The sequence below is a fragment of the Kitasatospora papulosa genome, assembly GCF_000717245.1.
Taxonomy (GTDB): Bacteria; Actinomycetota; Actinomycetes; order Streptomycetales; family Streptomycetaceae; genus Streptomyces; species Streptomyces papulosus.
Window position 1 is genome coordinate 22,882 of record NZ_JNYQ01000022.1, and the last position, 15,966, is coordinate 38,847.

Genomic DNA, 15,966 nt, shown 5'->3' on the forward strand with positions numbered 1-15,966 from the left:
AACCCACCAGATTCGAGGACTGATCACAGCCGTTTGCGGCGGGTGACAGCGTTCTTACCGACACCCCGACATCAAGGACGAGGATGTGGCCCGCCTGTCCCCGCTGAAGAACGCGCACATCAACTTCCTGGGCCGTTACCTGTTCAACATCGCCGCGTCCGGCCCCGCCCAGGGCCTGCGGCCCCTGCGCGACCCGGACGAGGTCGAGCCTGACGACGAGGACGAGGACTGATCCGCGCGTACCCGCCGCGCTGTGCCAGAGGGCCAGTCAGGCCGTGCAGCGGCGCCACGGCTTGTCGTACGGGCCGCCGCAGGTGCTGCACGAGGCGGTGTAGAGGGCGGCGGCCGGGCCCATCTGGCTGCTGGGCTCGGCCGGGTACTGGCGGCGGGAGATCGTCACGAGGAGCCGGGGAACGGGACACGCGCAGGGGTCGCCCGTACGCCGACGGCGCGGTGCGGCGGGCCGGGACTCAGCCGGTTCGACGCTTTCGCCGCCCGGGGATTCCATGTGCTCGGTGCGGTAGCCCTCGATGGGTACCTTCCTGCGGCGCCGGGTGTTGCGGATGAATCGCTGCTCCCACTCGCGGGTCGGGAACAGCAGCAGCATCCCGGCCAGCAGGCGGAACGCGTCACCGCTGACTTGTCCGGGCACCGGATCGAGGACCGCGATCGGCGCCCAGTCCTCCCTGTTGATCAGCGGCACGCCGCCGGCCCAGTGGGCTTCGGAACCGCTCCAGCCCGCGGTGGCGTCGATGTCGTGCTCGCGAGCCAGGTATTCCACCGCCCGCTGCACGTCGAGGCGTTCCATGAGCTTGCTGTGCAGCTCCGACCCGGCACGGCGGTGCAGCTGGCGTACCTTCTCCTCGGTCGCTGTGGCCCTGGACAAGGCGCGGGCCCGAGACTGCGCGTTGCGCGCGTCGATCTCTGCCCGCCTCTTGTCGGCTTCCGCCTTCCGGCGGGCCTGACGCTCGGCGTCGATCCGCCGCCGCTCCGCCTCTTCCACCAGATAGGCGTCCTCGGCGGCGGCGTACTGCGGCGCCGTCCACACCTGGGCGAGCTGCCGCTGCGGGTAGAACAGATGTCGGCGCGGGGCGTGCGGGACGACCTTGCCGGTGAACACCCAGCGCAGGAAGTCGGCGACGGGCACCTGCGGTGCCGCGGCCCACCCGCCTTGGGCGAACTTCACCAGCCCCTCGGCGGCGAGCAGCCCGTCGTCCGTCGTGGCCAGCCGCAGGGAGGGCACCGTGCCCAGCCAGGGCGGGCGGGGGCGGTCGCTGAACCAGCACGAGGTGACGCCGTCCTCGCGCATCCGCGCCGTGCGGGCGGTGATGTCCGCCGCGGTGATCGGGGACAGCTGAGCTTCCAGGGCCATGCGCCACGTCCCGGCCGGGTCGGTGGCCAGCACGTCCGCGCGCCAGGAGCCGTCCGCCGCACGGACTTCCAGCTCGGCGTGGCCGCCCGCGTCCCGGGTGGCGCTGGCGAGTTCGAGCTTGAGCAGGTGGTGCGCCTCCGACTCGCCCTGGCGGGCGATCTCGCAGTCCGGGGCGTGCGGGGCGTGGGCGAAAAACTTGAGCCCGCTGTATGAGGTCTTCGCGTGCATCGGGTGCCGGCACTCGGCGCAGGTGATCGGCGCGAGCGGACGGACCTTCCACACCGTCTCCCACGCCTGCCCGCACCCGAGATCGGGCAGGTGCGCGAAGACGGTTCCCCACTCGGCGTGCACGGCCCGGAACGCCATCGGCCCCCCTCTGAAGGACTATCAGCTCAGAGTGTTACGGCGGCCACTGACAGTCGACACCGCAGAATTCAGACGGACGGCCGGAAGTCGATCACGCACTCCCTCGGGCCGGGTTCGGGCCACGGCCGCACGCCGCGTCACTGTCAGAAACGAACCTTTCCCGGAGCAAGATCAAGAAAGGTCGGCGGAAGCGGCCCGGAAGCCGGATCGGCTGTCAGAACTCGTTCTCACTCAAAAGTGGAACAAGGCATGTTCTGGGAATGGTTTGTGACACGATCCGGGGTCATGACGGACCCTCAAACCGCACAGGCGAGCGACGCGGACAACGTCGAGCGCCACCCCTGCCCGCGCTGTCACGCACAGCCAGGCTCACCCTGCCGCTCCCGCTCCGGAGCGGTCGCCAGCACCTACCACACCGGCCGCTTCACGAAGGTGCCCCGACTCGCCAAGCTCCTGCGCGTCCCCACCCCGGCCGACCGCGGCCCCGGGCAGCCGTGGCGGCCCGGCACCCCCGCGCCCGCGCCCGTCGACCCGGACACCCCGAGCACGGACATCCGCATCGGCTACGCCCGCTGCTCGACCCTCGGGCAGGAACTCGACAGCCAGCTGGACGCGCTCGCCGCGAAGAACATCCCCCGGGACAAGATCTTCGCCGAGAAGATCAGCACCCGGGTGCGGGTCCGCCCCAGGTTCGAGGCCGCGCTCGCCGCCGCGCGGGAGATCAAGGCGCACGCCCCGCACTGCCGGGTGATCTTCACGGTGTACGAGATGAAGCGCCTCGGCCGGGACGCCGCCGAGCTGACCGCGCTCGCCGACCACCTCGCCGCCCACGGCCTGGTCCTGGAGATGCTCGCGGGGCCCCTGGCCGGGATCTACGACCCCACCGGACACGGCCGCCTGCTGTTCGCGTTCTTCGCCGCCATGGCGGAGACCGAGCGGGAGAACATCCGCGAGTCCACGCTCGAAGGACTCGATGCCGCGGCCCGCAAGGGCAAGCACGGCGGCCGCCCGCCGGTCATCACCGACGACATGCTCCACACCGTGCTCCGCCGCCGCGCGAACGGCGAGACGGTCGAGCAGATCCAGCCCGACCTGATCATCCCCACCGGCCGAAGCAAGGGGCAGAACCCGAGCCTGTCGAGCATCTACCGGGCCCTGGCCGAACACGAGAAGCGGCAGGCGTACCCGGAGGCCGTCACTGCGGCGCACGCCGACTTCGCCGCCCTCCAGTGGGTTGGGAGCATTCCGGACCAGATGGCGGGGAGCATGAGCGCATGATCTCCTCGACCTGCTGCCCTGGGGCGACAACCCCAGCTATCGCATGCGTAGTTGAGCCAGCCCGGCTACGCCCCTGCCACGAACGCCATGTTCTTTCGGTGACCACCGGAAGAATCACCCAGCATCGGGGGAAATAAATGCCGACACTTCTCTACTACCCGCTGGCTAAGCCTCCGCTAGAGGTGGTCCATGAATCCTTGTTGTACTGGGACGGCATCGCTTCAATTGTGTCCCGGACGCAGGAAGCGTACGAGCACACGATCACGGGAGAGCTGGAAAACCTCAAGGATCAGGGATTCTATCACCCTATTAACCCCCTTGATCAATACGACCTTTTGACCAATAGGGAGATCGAAGACTTCCCCGGTCTGGTCAGCAAGCTGCATGCAATGGGCCCGCATAGGCATCGCACTGTTTATCTCGACAACGGCAAGTACGGGTACCTGCTCGAAGACGGACTCATCGCACTCGGCGTAGCTCGCCGGCCCCGCAGCGGAGAGTCTCCGAATTTCAAGAGCCTTGTCCTTTCTTCCAAAGCGGCAGTTCTCTTGGCCGGGACCATGGCTCAGGAAGTCGCCCGCTCGACGCTGAACCACTCCTACACTCCCTACACCGATCAGCGGTCAGCGGACGAGTCATCACTGAGGCCAGACTCCCGAAAGGTCTCGGCTTGGCGCGTGGAACTCGGCAGCATGCTGCCCATGCCGGCACCCGGAACCCCGACCTCAGAAGTCTTGGCCTTTCGAGAAAGATACGCCTCCGAACGAGAGCGTTTGGTCAATGCAACCCAAATCATGCTCAGTGAACTAAACCGACACTGGGAACACCCGGCCGATGTTCTTGAACGCATGCGTAAGGAACTGGCCCAAGCGCGAGCCGATTATCAAGAAGCCGCAAAAAGTAGTCGCATGGCGTGGATCACCAGGTCCATCTCCGCCACGGTGGCGGTAAGCACCGCGGCGGTCGGTGCCCTGGTCGTCCCAGACCTAGGGTGGGTAGCCGGTATCGCAGGAAGCATCGGGTTCAACATCGCAACTCGCGAGGTTCGTCCTGCGATTCAGAAAAAACAAGAGCATCCGTTCAGCTACCTCCGACTCGTCGAGAAGGAACTCTCGTAGCAGCGGCTCCCCGCTTCCTTGTCGGCATCGAGCTCGACGGCCGGTGCCTACCAGGGAGCGGCGACCCGGCCCGCCTGCTGGGGTGCGGCGCCGCTCCTAGAGCCGGCGGCCCGTTTCGCTCGCGTTTACCTGTGGACGACGGGGATGCGGTGCCCCGGGTCGGCCCGATGCTGAGGGCAGACAGTCACCCGAGAATTCCCAGCCCAGGACCATGATCAATCTCAGCGCTACATCCTGTACCGCAACTACTCAGACCCGGATCAGGGCCGCGGTGATGCTGCCGGCGGCCTTGAGCCCGGCAGCCGTGACGCTCGGCGTCGTGAAGGTCATACGCGGTTCTACCACTAGTGTCCTGAGTCGTTAATTCGTGTGCAGTATGCGGCGAGGGTGTCGAGGATGTCGTCGGCGGTCTTCGTCCAGACGAACGGCTTGGGGTTCTTGTTCCACTCGTTGATCCAGCCGCGGATGTCCCTTTCGAGTTCGACGACGCTGCGGTGGGCCGAGCGGCGGAGTTTGCGGGAGGTCAGCTCGGCAAACCAGCGCTCGACGAGGTTGAGCCACGACGCCGAGGTGGGGGTGAAGTGCAGGTGGAAGCGGGGGTGACGCAGCAGCCACTTCTTGACCGGCTCGGTCTTGTGGGTGGCGTAGTTGTCCAGGACCAGGTGGAGTTCGAGGTGCTGGGGGACAGCTGCGTCGATGACCTTCAGGAAGCGGAGGAACTCCTGGTGGCGGTGTCGGCGGTAGTGCTGGGCGATGACCGAGCCTGAGGCGATGTCCAGGGCGGCGAAGAGGCTGGTTGTGCCGTGCCGAACGTAGTCGTGCGTCATCTTCGCCGGCGTGGTCGGCGCCATCGGCAGCACCGGTTGGGTTCGGTCCAGTGCCTGTATCTGCGACTTCTCGTCCACCGCCAGGACCAGGGCGTTCTCCGGCGGGGACAGGTAGATGCCCACCACGTCGCGGACTTTGGTCACGAACTGCGGGTCGGTCGACAGCTTCCAGGTTTCCACGATGTGGGGCTTGAGGCCGAACGCCCGCCAGATCCGCGAGACGGCCGACTGCGACATGCCCTCCGCCTCGGCCATCGAACGCGTCGACCAGTGCGAATCACCGGTCGGCGGCGTCTGGCCAAGCGTCCTGGCGACCAGGGCTTCGACCTGCTCGTCCGTGATCCTCCGCGGTGAACCGGGACCGCCACTTGCGCACCGTCTCCCGCGAGACACCCAGGTCGTCCGCGACACGCGCGTTCGACAGACCTTCCGCACACGACAGCACGATCCTCGACCGCAGCACGAGCGCCTGCGACGCGGTCTGCTTGCGCAACCAGCCCCGCAGCACCCGGCGTTCGCGATCGGACAACTCCAGCGGCAAGGGCTTCGGACCAGGCATCGCCCCACCCTATAACCGCAAGCGAACTACCGACTCAGGACACTAGTAGTGCTTCGTTAGGTTCTGCGTCTGCTTCGGTTGCGGGGCAGGGGGCAGTTGAACCGCCCCGTTTCGAGCGGTCGCCCCCAGAACGGGGGTTCGCTGAAAGATCGTCGATCACGGGTGGGCCTGGCTACGGGCCCCGTCATGCCGGTGGAGTTCTTAACTGATGATCAGGCCGAGGCGTACGGGAAGTTCGCCGAGGAGCCGACGAGACCTGAATTGGAGCGGTTCTTCTTCCTCGGCGATGTCGGCCGGGATCTGATCGCGCTGCGGAGGAGCTGGAGCTGGTCGAGGCACACGGCACGGATCTGGACGCGGCCGCGCTGTGGCGGGCGGTGGAGGAGGTCGCCCCGCGGGCGGCGGTGATGAGCGCGGCCGCGATGGTGGTCTCGCTGGTTCCCGAGGATGAGTACTCGGCGGCGGTCGCGATGCGGGCGGCGCTGGCCACCCGGTACAACACGGTGCGGCCGTTCCTGGCGCGGCGGGCGGCGGGCACGTCCTGCCAGGGATCACGGTGAGCCGCTTGGTACCGGGCTGGTAGTTCAGTCAGCGGTGAGAGTGCGTCGTACCGGGGCGGTGACGACGCGGGTCCATGCCAGTGCGCACTGCAGGGCCCCCTCCTCGCGCGTCTTGTACGGGCCGCTGACCATGAAGGAGTCGGCAAGGCGGTAGTTCCAGCCGTTGCGCCCGGTCCGGCCGGTGCCGCCGTAGGACGGCTCCACGTAGCCCAGCACCGTGTCGTCCTCGGCAATCAGGTCCCACCGGTGGGTGTCGCGGTGGTCCGCGCCCTTGACCAGGCGGGCGCTGCCCGCGACGGCGCGGGCCGCCTTCTGCGACAGCCGCCTGCGCCGGGCCGGTGCCGTCTTCTTCGGCGCGTCGGCAGGCTGCGGGGAGGACAGCATCGAATCGTCACGTGACGACTCTGTGGGCGGGGCCTGCACCGCGGCGCGCGGCGGGGCAGACTCGGCGACCAGGTCGACAACGGTGACGGTCGGGGCCTGGAGACGGTCCGGGATGCCGTGCAGGGCTTGCGCGGCCGGGGCGGCCTGCCGTGCGCGGGCCGCCAGGACGACCGGGACCCGCGCCACGACCCCGAGGTCGAAGTCATCGGCGGGCAGTCCGACGTTCAGAGCGCCGGCCAGGCGCCGGGCGGCGGCGGCCAGGCTGTCGGCCAGCTCTACCGCGGGCACCTCCGCGTACGCCTCCAGTAGCTCTCGCTCTTCGCCGGCGGCGACCCGGTGCTCCTGGTCCTGTCGCTGACGGGCGCGGTACGCCTTGGCCTGGCAGGCGCGCGAACAGTAGCGGCGGGCCCGGGGGCCGCGCTGCGCGGGAAGGGCCCCGCCGCATACCGGGCACGTCGTCATGCGTCCCCCTCGGTCAATCGTCACGTGATGATTAAGTGAGCACAGTACCGGCTTCCCGCTCAATCGTCACGTGACGATTGAGCGGGTCTCGGCGACTCGCCCGGTCACAGGCCGATACCGACGAGGGGGGAGTTCTTCACGCGGTCGACGTCGTCCATGTACCGGGCGAGGACGCGGGAGCCGTCGGCCCAGCCGCCCGCGCGGGCGATCTCCAGTGGATCGTGGCCGGCGGCCCGGGCGGCGGTGGCGAAGCCGCGCCGCAGGGAGTGCCCGGACCAGTCGCCGGTGAGGCCGGCGGCGACGGCCAGGCGCTCGATCACCTCGGCGGCGGCCTCGGCGGTCATCCGTCCGGCCGGGTCCCCGATGGTGCGCCCGCCCCGGGTCATCGGCGGGGAGATGCGGTCCCAGCGGTCGACGCGGACGAACAGCGGGCCCTCGGTGCGTCCGGCGCCGGCGAGGGCGGCGAGGTAGGCGCGCAGGGCGCGGACGGGGCAGGTGGCCGGGTCGGTGCCGTACAGGATCGCGTTCGTGGTGTGCTTGCGGACCTTCTTGCGGTACAGGGTCACGTCGTAGCCGTGCTCGGTCTCCACGACGGCGGCCAGGTCCAACGCGGCCAGCTCGGAGACGCGGGCGGCGGTGGCAAAGCCGAGAAGGACCAGGGCGGCGTTGCGCTGCCCGGCGAGGGTGGCCCGGTCAACTCCGGCGAGCATGGCGCGGATCTGTGCGGGCAGGGCCGCGGTCGCCTGCTTCGGCTGCGCGGCCGCCGCCTTCTCCTGCGCGAGCCGGTCCTTGTAGGCGTTGAGGACGGCCCGGGCGCCGCGCATGGTCGGCTTGGGCCGGCTCCGCTCCTCGTGCCAGGAGGTCACGGCGGACAGGGCGCGCTCGATGGTGGATGGCCCGGCCGGCCGCCCGGTGCGGGGCCGCGGGGTGACGGTCAGGTGCCGCACCCACTCCGCCATCGTCTCGGCGGATGCGGGCACGACGGTGCGGCCCTCGGTCGCGCACCAGGCGGCGAACGCCTCCCGGTCGGCGCCGTAGGCCCGACGGGTGGAGGAGGCGACGCTGGCGGCGATGGCGGCCGCGGTCTCCGGGGACAAGTGCCGGTCGCGGTCGACGGGTGCGAGCTCCGTCCCGGGCGGGCGGTCGTCGACCAGTTCCGCCTCCACGACGTCCCCACCGTCCGGAACGGCGAACTCCGAGGTCCCTGCGTCCATGTGGTCCCCCCTCAGTTCTGGCTCTTGAGAAGGAACATTATCAAGAGCCAGTAACGACGCCTCCTCCTCTTATCCCTTCAGTTCTAACGCGGATAGACCGTTGACTAAAGAGGCCGCCCGCCCTACCGTCACTCCTGTAAGAACGACATCTATCCACGTTCGATCAAACGGGGAGTGCGTTATCAAGATCACTGTCACGGTCGACCAGCCGACTCCGGAGTTCCAGGAGCGCCTCCTGGCGCTCCTGGCGGAATACGCCGCCCATGTGGAGGTCGACACCACCTGGGACCGCGAGCGCGCCCGGCGGTACTACCTCGCCCTGCCGACCCGCGCCCAGCGCATCCTGAAGGAAGCCGCGAAACGGGACGGCTACGTCAGTGCCGACGACCTGCGGGATACCGAGGACAGCAGCCTCCGCGGCCACAGCGCAGCCCTGAAGCGCATCCTCGACCGCGGCATCCGGGAGGGCTGGTGGCCCGACGGCATGGAGGCGCCGATCCAGGCCCAGGGCCCCGGCTTCGGGAAGGTGGTCGGCTACCGGATGCCCGACCACCTCATCAGCGTGTTCCGCATGGCCATCAACAACACCTCCCGCGACTGGTAGCAGCCGCCAGGACCAACCACGGAGGGCGCCCGCCCTCCCGCGGGCGCCCTCGCCACGTTCAGGCACGGCCGACCGCCCCGCCGGCAGCGTCATCACAGTCGCCGTCGACGGCCGTACCGAGCGGTCCGAGCTGACCAGAGTCCCACTGAACGACGACACGGTCGCGGCCGAGCCCCTGGCAGGTTTCTATGAGGGGCCGTCAGCCTCATCAGCCCTGACGGGTGTCATCAGGCATGACGTGCGGCGACTACAGCCCGGGATGAACCGGCTGGAGTCGCCGTCGTTGCGGCATGGAGAGCGGGCTGCAGCCCGAGTCCATCGGCGACGTCGTCACCCGCACCGGCGAACGCGCCGGCATCGACATCCGCTTCACCGGCCACAGCCCCCGCCACGTCCTCCCGACTCAAGGGCCACGACCAGATCGTCATTGCCAAGCAGGGTGGCTGGCCCCCCACTCCAAGGTGCTGGCCGGCTACCTCGAGGTCGTCGACCAGTGGGAGGACAACGCCCTGCTCGGCGTGCTCTAGGCAAGGGCCTCATCCTCACGCGCAGTCCCGAACGGTCGCCCTGCTGTTATAATGGAAGAACGAAGAACAACGTAAGTTCACTGCTTTGCACCATGCTTGACGCTTCGTCAGACGTGTGGGAAGCTTGAGTCATGTCGAGGGGTACTTTCAGGTACCCCAAAAATAGGGCCCTCCATCGCCACACGTGCGTCTGGGGCCCTTTTTGCTTGCCTAATTGAATGAAAACCAAGTGCCCTCCGGTGGCCGGCCGGGGGGTTTTCGCGTATCTGGAGGTCGTTCATACCCGTTCCACGCCCCACGCTCGCGTCACCTGCGGCCCGCCGCCGCTGATGATCGCGACGTCAGCCGCGGGGGCAGTTGCGGGGCTTGGCGCCGAGCTCCGCAAATCGTCTAGCACTTTCCGCCCCTGCCCACCGCGCTCCAGCCTACGAACGAACTGCTCAGTCTGAACTTCCCTCCCCACCCCTACCGGGGTCAGGAGGTTGCATTCCGCCGCCGACCCGCTGACCGGGTGGGGGCACCTTTTTCCGCACCGCCACTGCCCTACCCCCGTGCGCCCTGAAGCGGGGCTACGCCTACCGAATAGAGGACCCATGCAGCAGCAGCCCAACCCCAGCGAGCCGAACACTCGAATCGTGACGGCTCTCCTCGGCACGGTCGTAATCGGCCTCATCGCAGTGAGCTACCCCATGTTGATCCCCGCCCTCACGGTGGCGTGCGCCGCGTTCATGGCGCTCGCCATCATCCTCAAGCTGTGAGGGCCGGAGAGGACACCACGTCGCCTCATGACTAGTCGAGAACTACGTCGCAGAGCCCGTATCTATCAGGGGTTGCGTCTCTAACCACGTGTCCTCGAACCCTTGAGCACAGCCGCACCCGGCTGATGCTCTCACCGCAGCCACGCCCCGTCATCACGGGCGCTCGTCATTCCCGTCCGGACCTGCCCTGGCTCCGTGCGCCCTGAAATTGGAGACCCTTCATGGACCACATCGCTCTCGCCACAGCCCTCATCGTCGGAACCGGCCTGCTCTGCGCCACCGCCGTCTGCATCGTCGCCATCTGCCGAGCCCACCGGACAGACGTCGTCGCCGTCGTGCGGGCGCTGCCGGAACTCGCTCTCACCTTGGTCCGCCGACGACGCCGGTAACGCCCCCGGGGTGGGCCTCCGGCCCAATAACAACTCCCCGAGCCGCAGACTGGCCACCAGGGTTGGTCCTAGATGGAGCAGGGTTCCGGGCGGTGGACCGCCCGGAACAGCCGCGTTGCCTGGTCCTGGCTTACATGCTGCGGCGATGGCCTGCGCCTGGTGCTCGAGGTCCAGCCTGACGCGCGTGACCTCGGTACGGTCAACCGCGCAGACGGCTCGGCCCGGCTGAAGCGAACAGCCCGGGTGCGGTCATCCCTCCACCCTGCTTCCGGCTCGTACTGGGTGCCACCAGAAGGAGTGCTGAGATGCAGTGTCAGGTGGAAACCTGAGGGGGCGCGTAGGTGATGCCGACGTCTCCGGCGGAGGTCGCGGCGAGAACCACAACCTTCCAGATCGCGCCGGGAAGGCCAGCCCGGGGACCGTCGCAGGCTTCGTTGAGGAGATCCACGGTCAATCCCACGGACTTGCCCTCAGGCGCTTTTGCCGAGAAATTGACCTGCTCCGCCGCCCATGGGCCCCCTTCAACAGAGGCGAACTTCACCAGGGCGTGGTATGCCGTGAAGTCTTCGCCGTTCCGAGTGAGGATAAGAGTGCCCGGCCGCAGGTCGATGCCGACACGGACCTGAATGTCATCCGGGGCAACGAAGGGGTCGCCAGTGGCGTTCAGATCCACGCTGCTCTCCAAGGGCTGAGGTGGCAGTTCAGCTACTCAGCATGGCAGCTGACCGCCCGTCGGCTGACGTTCCGGCCGAAGCAATGGGGCCCTGGTCGGACGAGCGAGCCAGCGAGCCAGTAAGTCGGCGAGTCAGCAAGCTGGCTAGCTGACGAGCCACTCTGACCAGCAGAAGCCCCGCACCGAGCGGCGCGGGGTTTTGCTGTGTGGTCAGTTCGTGATCCGCACGGACGTCACCCGGTCGGAATGGATGCGGTGGGCCTTGCGGCCGGCGGGCGACTGCATGAGTCCGGTGGACGACCGCTCGATCATCGACACGTGCACGGACAACGGAGCGGGCACGCGTACCGAGTACCCCTGTCCCCGGCGGATCGTTTGCCCGCCCTCGAGGAAGCGGCGGATCGCCTCGTCTCCGGAGTCCTGCAGGTGTTCGGCGACCAGCCCGGGGACGTCGATGACCACAGTCGGATCGATGGCGGGCTCCTCCTGGCCGTCGACGGCGGCCGGGCCAGGTTGGTCGTCCGATGCCTGGTGCTCGCTCACATCGCGGGCTCCGGCATCGTCGAGGATGCGCCGGATCGTCTTCGGTGAGGTGCCGTACTGCCGGGCGAGTGCCTTCACGGCGGTGCCCTGCTCGGTGTAGGCGGTGACGACGTCGGCGGCCTGGTCCTCCGTAAGCGCGGTCGGGCGTCCGAGGGTCTTGCCGGAGGCTGCTGCTGCGGCGATGCCTTCGCGGGTGTTCTCCGAGATCATGTCGCGCTGGAACTCCAGCACGGCCGCGAGCACGCTGACCATCATCTTGGTGCCCGGGTCGTCCGAGGCGAGGTCGATGCCGGAAAGCAGCCCCGACTCCACCCGTAGGTGCAGGCTGCGCCGGATGAGCACCGGCCGCAGCTCGATGATGTCCGCCACCGACCGGAAGAGGCGGGCAGCGTCCGCGATCCGGATCGTGTCGCCGACCGCGGCTTCATCGAGCAGCTGCTTGAAGCCGGTGCGGTTGAGGGACAGGACACGGCTGGAGGTCGCCGGGTCCTCGTAGGCCGGAGCGCCGGCGGCGAGCAGCGCGGCCAGGGCGTGCTGCTGTCGGGCGTCGGTCTGCTTGTCCGTCGAGTGCCGCAGGTACAGGCGGTCGGTCATGCTCCGGCTGCCATCGGTTCGTCGTCTGCCAGCTCGATCAGAGCGAGCACCGAGGCATGGCGGTCCGAATCGCTGCCCAGCGGCCGGCCGCGCTCGACTTCTCTCCGGTGGAGCCGGTGCTGACGCTCAGTCCAGTCGCGCAGGACGGCGCGAGCCTCGTCCGGTGTGGCGTCGATCGCGGCAGCGATCTCGGTCCAAGTGGCCCCGAGGAGGATGGCCTCTCGGATGTCGCCCCCGCGGCGGGCGGCGAGGTCGCGCCGCATCGACTCCGACAGGGCGAGCACGGCCAGCACATCGCCGGCGTCACCACGCTCGACAGGCTCGGGGAAGTCTGCGGGCAGTGTCCTGTTCATCAGCCGGTCCACATGGCCTGCGCGCTTCTCCATCTGCCAGGAGAGCGAGACCCGTCCGCCGGTGATCGTGCGGACGTCGTCGGGGCGGCGGACCGTGAGGTCGGTCCAGTGCTCGTGCGCGGGTGTGCCCATGAAGCCCCCTCAGTCGGCCGGGCCCGGTGGCGTCGGCGTCCGATCAGCACCCTAGGGGGCTAAATGGGGGGGCGCCAATACGGAACGGATTCCAATGGAACGGGCACCCGTTTTTGACCTATTTGGGCGTTTCGGCGGATTGGGTTGGCTCCAGGGGGCGAAGACAACCGTTTCCGCCCCCGGCAGTTGATCGGCCAGAAGCGACGGCCCGTTGAGATAACGCAGGGGTCCCGGACGGCTCTCCGTCCGGGACCCCTGTCAGCTGTTGCGCTGCGATGTCCTGTCGCTGGTGAATTCAGCAGGACCAGGTGTGAGAGCGCAGGTAGGTGCCCACGCCCGCCAAGTTGACCTTCCCTCCCCTGCCGAGACAGAGCGCCTTGGTGCCGCCGTAGTTGATTGCGGTGTAGGCGGACACGGATGCTCCGGAGGTGCCGTTGTTGAACGCGGACTGCACCCGAGTGCCGGGGGACCAGCTGCAGACGCTGGTGCCATTGTTCCAGTCCGGGTCATCTCCGCTCCACGCGCAGACGGAGCCGGTCCCGTTGTCACCGGTGTAGACGCAGAAGGAACCCGTGTTGCAGTTCCAGGCGGTGGTGGTTGCGTTCGCGGATGTCGGCATGAGCCACGCGCTTGCGACGAGCGCCGCGGTGACTCCGAGACCAAGCTGCATCCTCTTGAGTACCCGTGCCATGAGTTCCCTTTCCATCGGCCTGCCCTGAGCAGACGCCCGAAGATCAACGATCGTGAACGTATCCGTCGGAGCCGAGTGGTGGCAGGTCGCACGTCCGGGGCAAGCAGGGAGATGGGATCACGTGTCGGGCGCACGGCAGTGGGCGATGCGCCTTCACTTGCTGCAGCGTGCCACCCCCCAACCGCCGTCAAGTGGACGCGGAGACCGGACCAAGCCACCGTTTCCGCCTCTCCGCTCCATCGGGCGACTGTACGACCGTGCCGTTACGCCCCTACGGGCTGGGCAACCAAGACGTGGGAAGGACGACCTCTGCTGGGGCTGGTGTGCCGACAGCAGCCAGAAGCCCTTGCGGAGCCGGACCTGTTGCGTTGTCGAAGCGCACCGTGCAGTCGGAGAACCTTGCGTCGGCGAACTGCACACCGCCGGAGAACGTCGCCCCGCCAAAGTTCACCGTGCCGTCGGAGAAAACTGCTTGGTAGAAGTTCACGCCGTCCGAGAGCACAGCTCTACTGAAGAACACCATGCCGCCAGAGAACGTGGCGCCGGCAAAGTTCACTTTGCCGTCGGAGAACACCGCTCCGTTGAAGGAGACCATGCCATCGGAGAACGTCGCTCCCCTGAAGGACACCGTGCTGCCGGCGAACACCGCGCCCTTGAAGGACATCAGGTCGACGTCGAAGGTGACGCCTGTGAGGTCGAGGTAGGAGCCTTGCCAGGAGCGCTGGGTGCCCTGAGGGCGTTGGTAGTGCTCGCCGATGAGGCGAAGGATTGTGTGCCGTACCTCGCGGAGGGCGAGGTACCGCTGGTGTTCCTCTAGATGAGCAGGATCCTCGCCGGGGTCGGGTGTGTAGGGGAGCCGTAGGTAGGCGCACAGGACGTCGATACACGTCTGCCGCAGTCCGGGCTCGGGGGCGTCGTCTGCGAGGCCAGCCAAGGCGTGCACTCCACCGAGGCGTACGGCGGGGGAGTCCGTGCCGAGCTTGTCGACGGCCTGGCTGAAGCGCTCGGTGTGCAGCCGGGTGGCTTCGCGGTGGGCGCCGGCTTCGTCGACGCGTTGGCGGCGGTAGGCGACGACTAGGGCGACGAGCGCGCCGGCCCCGGCGACCACGCCGAAGGAGAGCTTCACCAAGTCGAAGAGCGTCTTCGCGTCGAGCTTCGCGGTGGTGTCGATCTCCTGGAAGTCCAGCAGGACTACTAACCCGTAGAAGACTCCGCCCGCGACCAGGACCGCCGTGACGAAGGTCAACACCAGGGCTCGGCCGACCTTCCACAGCCGCAGCTCGCGCTCATTCGGTGATCGTGACCTTCGCCTGAACATCATGAAGATGAAGACAAGGCACTGAAGTCAGTGGTTGCAACGAGCACGATGTCGGCAGGACCTGGTCCTTATGACCGTTTCCGCCCCCTTGGCGATACGGATCAGATGGCGACAACTGCAACTCCGGCAATGACTGTCAGTGGCTGGTGTGATACTCCGCGCACACGATTCGGGTGACGGCGGGAGTCTTCGGTGTTGGATGATCTGCTCGTGGTCGGGTTCGACCTTCAGGATCAGCGTGAAGTTCACATCAGCGAGAAGCCCTTGGACCACTGGCGTGCGCTTGGCTACGGACGCGGCGAGACGGTGGTCTGCTTCTATTGCTGGCGCGGCATCGACGCTCCGGCAGGCACGAGGGTGCCGCTGCTGGCTCGCGGCCGGATCGGCGGCCTTGTCCGCCCACACTTCGCGCATCCGGCCGGCACCGCACCGCTCCTTGGGGGACACAGCCGCGAAACGGTCTGGCACATGAACGCCAAGCACCGCCTTGCCCGTTGGGCAGAAGCTCTCCCCAACGTCGCGCGCGTCCGGATGGAACAGTGGACGGATGGAGGCGAGCGCCGTGCCGACGTGCACGTCACGCTCGACGGCGGTGCCCACCTGGCCCTGGAGGCACAGCGCGAGCTGATCACCGATGAGCTCTGGCAGGCCCGGCACAGGGACTACGCCGCCAACGGGATCCGTGACGTGTGGTTCATGCGGCCGAACACCCGTATCCCACACGTGCTCTTCGCCGAGGGCACCCCGGCCTGGACCCTCTATCAGCGTGACGAAGCCGCAGAGGCTCGGCTCGGCGAGCCCCACTCCCGGGCCGATTGGCAGTGGTGGAACAAGGACTTGCGTCTGTTCAGCCCGCATCACCCGCCCTGCCCCGGAGACCCTGTCATCTGCGAACGCTTCCCACTCAGGGATCTCGGCCTCGACCCCAGTGGGGTGACTTTCCCTCCCGCGATGGTTGAGCGACTCGAAAAAGAAGCCGCGCGCGTGCGGCAAGCCGCCGACCAGGCAAAGCGCCAACACCAACAGCGTCAACTTGGGCAACAGCGCGAGGCCGCTCTCCACCCTCCAAGGCGCCCTTGGCGGCCCAGCCCCCTGCCACCCGTGCAGCCGGTGCCGCGGCCGACGAACGGCGAGCTCGTCTGCCAAGCCTGTCACCGACCGCTCGCCGAGTCCCTTGCCCCCTACGGACGGCACATCCTTTGTTGACCCGACTACTGGGCCAAGATCCTGCGAGAGGACTTTTT

Annotated in this window: 16 protein-coding genes and 2 pseudogenes; 9 read left to right on the forward strand and 9 right to left on the reverse strand. The window is 68.0% G+C overall.

The window, feature by feature from the left end:
• The first annotated feature begins 85 nt into the window (after positions 1-85).
• Positions 86-232: a transposase gene (locus tag IA22_RS37265; protein WP_167337648.1), complete on the forward strand. Its 147-nt coding sequence runs from the start codon at positions 86-88 to the stop codon at positions 230-232.
• A gap of 36 nt (positions 233-268) precedes the next feature.
• On the opposite strand, the gene IA22_RS0131790 is transcribed toward IA22_RS37265, so the two are convergent.
• Positions 269-1,738 carry a competence protein CoiA family protein gene (locus tag IA22_RS0131790; protein ID WP_030125608.1) on the reverse strand — a complete coding sequence of 490 codons (1,470 nt, stop codon included), beginning with the start codon at positions 1,736-1,738 and terminating at the stop codon, positions 269-271.
• A 285-nt stretch (positions 1,739-2,023) separates the two neighbouring features.
• Between IA22_RS0131790 and IA22_RS0131795 the strand changes: the two genes are divergently transcribed.
• Both IA22_RS0131795 and IA22_RS36885 read left to right on the forward strand, forming a co-directional pair.
• A complete protein-coding gene (locus IA22_RS0131795; protein WP_037660025.1) occupies positions 2,024-3,016 on the forward strand; it encodes a recombinase family protein in 993 nt (330 codons plus the stop codon).
• A 137-nt stretch (positions 3,017-3,153) separates the two neighbouring features.
• Complete coding sequence (locus tag IA22_RS36885) at positions 3,154-4,134, forward strand: DUF6236 family protein (RefSeq protein ID WP_157840950.1); 981 nt, start codon at positions 3,154-3,156, stop codon at positions 4,132-4,134.
• A gap of 344 nt (positions 4,135-4,478) precedes the next feature.
• Here IA22_RS36885 and IA22_RS34445 read toward each other — a convergent pair.
• Positions 4,479-5,520: pseudogene (locus IA22_RS34445) on the reverse strand (IS630 family transposase).
• A gap of 314 nt (positions 5,521-5,834) precedes the next feature.
• On the opposite strand from IA22_RS34445, the pseudogene IA22_RS0131815 reads away from it, so the two are divergent.
• A pseudogene (locus tag IA22_RS0131815) lies at positions 5,835-6,041 on the forward strand (hypothetical protein); the annotation flags it as partial.
• Positions 6,042-6,104: 63 nt separating this feature from the next.
• Here IA22_RS0131815 and IA22_RS0131820 read toward each other — a convergent pair.
• Both IA22_RS0131820 and IA22_RS0131825 read right to left on the reverse strand, forming a co-directional pair.
• Entirely contained in the window at positions 6,105-6,926 is an 822-nt protein-coding gene (locus IA22_RS0131820; RefSeq protein WP_030125612.1) for a hypothetical protein, read from the reverse strand.
• A gap of 104 nt (positions 6,927-7,030) precedes the next feature.
• Entirely contained in the window at positions 7,031-8,140 is a 1,110-nt protein-coding gene (locus IA22_RS0131825) for a tyrosine-type recombinase/integrase (RefSeq protein WP_030125613.1), read from the reverse strand.
• Between the two features lie 265 nt (positions 8,141-8,405).
• Here IA22_RS0131825 and IA22_RS34450 point away from each other — a divergent pair, with 265 nt between their 5' ends.
• The 4 genes from IA22_RS34450 to IA22_RS36895 all read left to right on the forward strand — a co-directional run bounded on the left by IA22_RS34450 (position 8,406) and on the right by IA22_RS36895 (position 10,418).
• Positions 8,406-8,744, forward strand: a complete 339-nt coding sequence (locus IA22_RS34450) for a hypothetical protein (RefSeq protein ID WP_234434683.1) — start codon at positions 8,406-8,408, stop codon at positions 8,742-8,744.
• A gap of 290 nt (positions 8,745-9,034) precedes the next feature.
• A complete protein-coding gene (locus IA22_RS0131835; protein ID WP_030125615.1) occupies positions 9,035-9,271 on the forward strand; it encodes a site-specific integrase in 237 nt (78 codons plus the stop codon).
• 593 nt (positions 9,272-9,864) lie between these two features.
• Positions 9,865-10,029, forward strand: a complete 165-nt coding sequence (locus tag IA22_RS36890) for a hypothetical protein (protein WP_157840951.1) — start codon at positions 9,865-9,867, stop codon at positions 10,027-10,029.
• A gap of 221 nt (positions 10,030-10,250) precedes the next feature.
• Positions 10,251-10,418, forward strand: a complete 168-nt coding sequence (locus IA22_RS36895; protein WP_157840952.1) for a hypothetical protein — start codon at positions 10,251-10,253, stop codon at positions 10,416-10,418.
• 313 nt (positions 10,419-10,731) lie between these two features.
• On the opposite strand, the gene IA22_RS0131850 is transcribed toward IA22_RS36895, so the two are convergent.
• The 5 genes from IA22_RS0131850 to IA22_RS0131870 form a co-directional block, all read right to left on the reverse strand.
• Entirely contained in the window at positions 10,732-11,091 is a 360-nt protein-coding gene (locus IA22_RS0131850; protein ID WP_037660028.1) for a hypothetical protein, read from the reverse strand.
• A 210-nt stretch (positions 11,092-11,301) separates the two neighbouring features.
• Complete coding sequence (locus IA22_RS36635; protein WP_106973273.1) at positions 11,302-12,228, reverse strand: recombinase family protein; 927 nt, start codon at positions 12,226-12,228, stop codon at positions 11,302-11,304.
• Complete coding sequence (locus IA22_RS0131860) at positions 12,225-12,713, reverse strand: hypothetical protein (protein ID WP_030125618.1); 489 nt, start codon at positions 12,711-12,713, stop codon at positions 12,225-12,227. The genes IA22_RS36635 and IA22_RS0131860 overlap by 4 nt, the downstream gene beginning before the upstream one ends.
• 295 nt (positions 12,714-13,008) lie before the next feature.
• The gene (locus IA22_RS0131865) at positions 13,009-13,404 is read right to left on the reverse strand and encodes a peptidase inhibitor family I36 protein (RefSeq protein WP_051694870.1); all 396 of its coding nucleotides are present in this window, start codon (positions 13,402-13,404) and stop codon (positions 13,009-13,011) included.
• A 271-nt stretch (positions 13,405-13,675) separates the two neighbouring features.
• Complete coding sequence (locus tag IA22_RS0131870; RefSeq protein WP_324605182.1) at positions 13,676-14,653, reverse strand: pentapeptide repeat-containing protein; 978 nt, start codon at positions 14,651-14,653, stop codon at positions 13,676-13,678.
• A 261-nt stretch (positions 14,654-14,914) separates the two neighbouring features.
• Between IA22_RS0131870 and IA22_RS0131875 the strand changes: the two genes are divergently transcribed.
• Positions 14,915-15,928 (forward strand): competence protein CoiA family protein, encoded by a 1,014-nt coding sequence (locus IA22_RS0131875; RefSeq protein WP_051694871.1) that lies wholly within the window; start codon positions 14,915-14,917, stop codon positions 15,926-15,928.
• The last annotated feature ends 38 nt before the right edge of the window (positions 15,929-15,966 follow it).

Coding starts and splice junctions, on each gene's coding strand:
- IA22_RS36885 (WP_157840950.1), top strand. CDS start 3,154: ATGCCGACACTTCTCTACTACCCGCTGGCTAAGCCTCCGCTAGAGGTG.
- IA22_RS0131795 (WP_037660025.1), top strand. CDS start 2,024: ATGACGGACCCTCAAACCGCACAGGCGAGCGACGCGGACAACGTCGAG.
- IA22_RS36890 (WP_157840951.1), top strand. CDS start 9,865: ATGCAGCAGCAGCCCAACCCCAGCGAGCCGAACACTCGAATCGTGACG.
- IA22_RS0131860 (WP_030125618.1), bottom strand. CDS start 12,713: ATGGGCACACCCGCGCACGAGCACTGGACCGACCTCACGGTCCGCCGC.
- IA22_RS0131835 (WP_030125615.1), top strand. CDS start 9,035: ATGGAGAGCGGGCTGCAGCCCGAGTCCATCGGCGACGTCGTCACCCGC.
- IA22_RS36895 (WP_157840952.1), top strand. CDS start 10,251: ATGGACCACATCGCTCTCGCCACAGCCCTCATCGTCGGAACCGGCCTG.
- IA22_RS0131825 (WP_030125613.1), bottom strand. CDS start 8,140: ATGGACGCAGGGACCTCGGAGTTCGCCGTTCCGGACGGTGGGGACGTC.
- IA22_RS0131790 (WP_030125608.1), bottom strand. CDS start 1,738: ATGGCGTTCCGGGCCGTGCACGCCGAGTGGGGAACCGTCTTCGCGCAC.
- IA22_RS36635 (WP_106973273.1), bottom strand. CDS start 12,228: ATGACCGACCGCCTGTACCTGCGGCACTCGACGGACAAGCAGACCGAC.
- IA22_RS0131865 (WP_051694870.1), bottom strand. CDS start 13,404: ATGGCACGGGTACTCAAGAGGATGCAGCTTGGTCTCGGAGTCACCGCG.
- IA22_RS0131820 (WP_030125612.1), bottom strand. CDS start 6,926: ATGACGACGTGCCCGGTATGCGGCGGGGCCCTTCCCGCGCAGCGCGGC.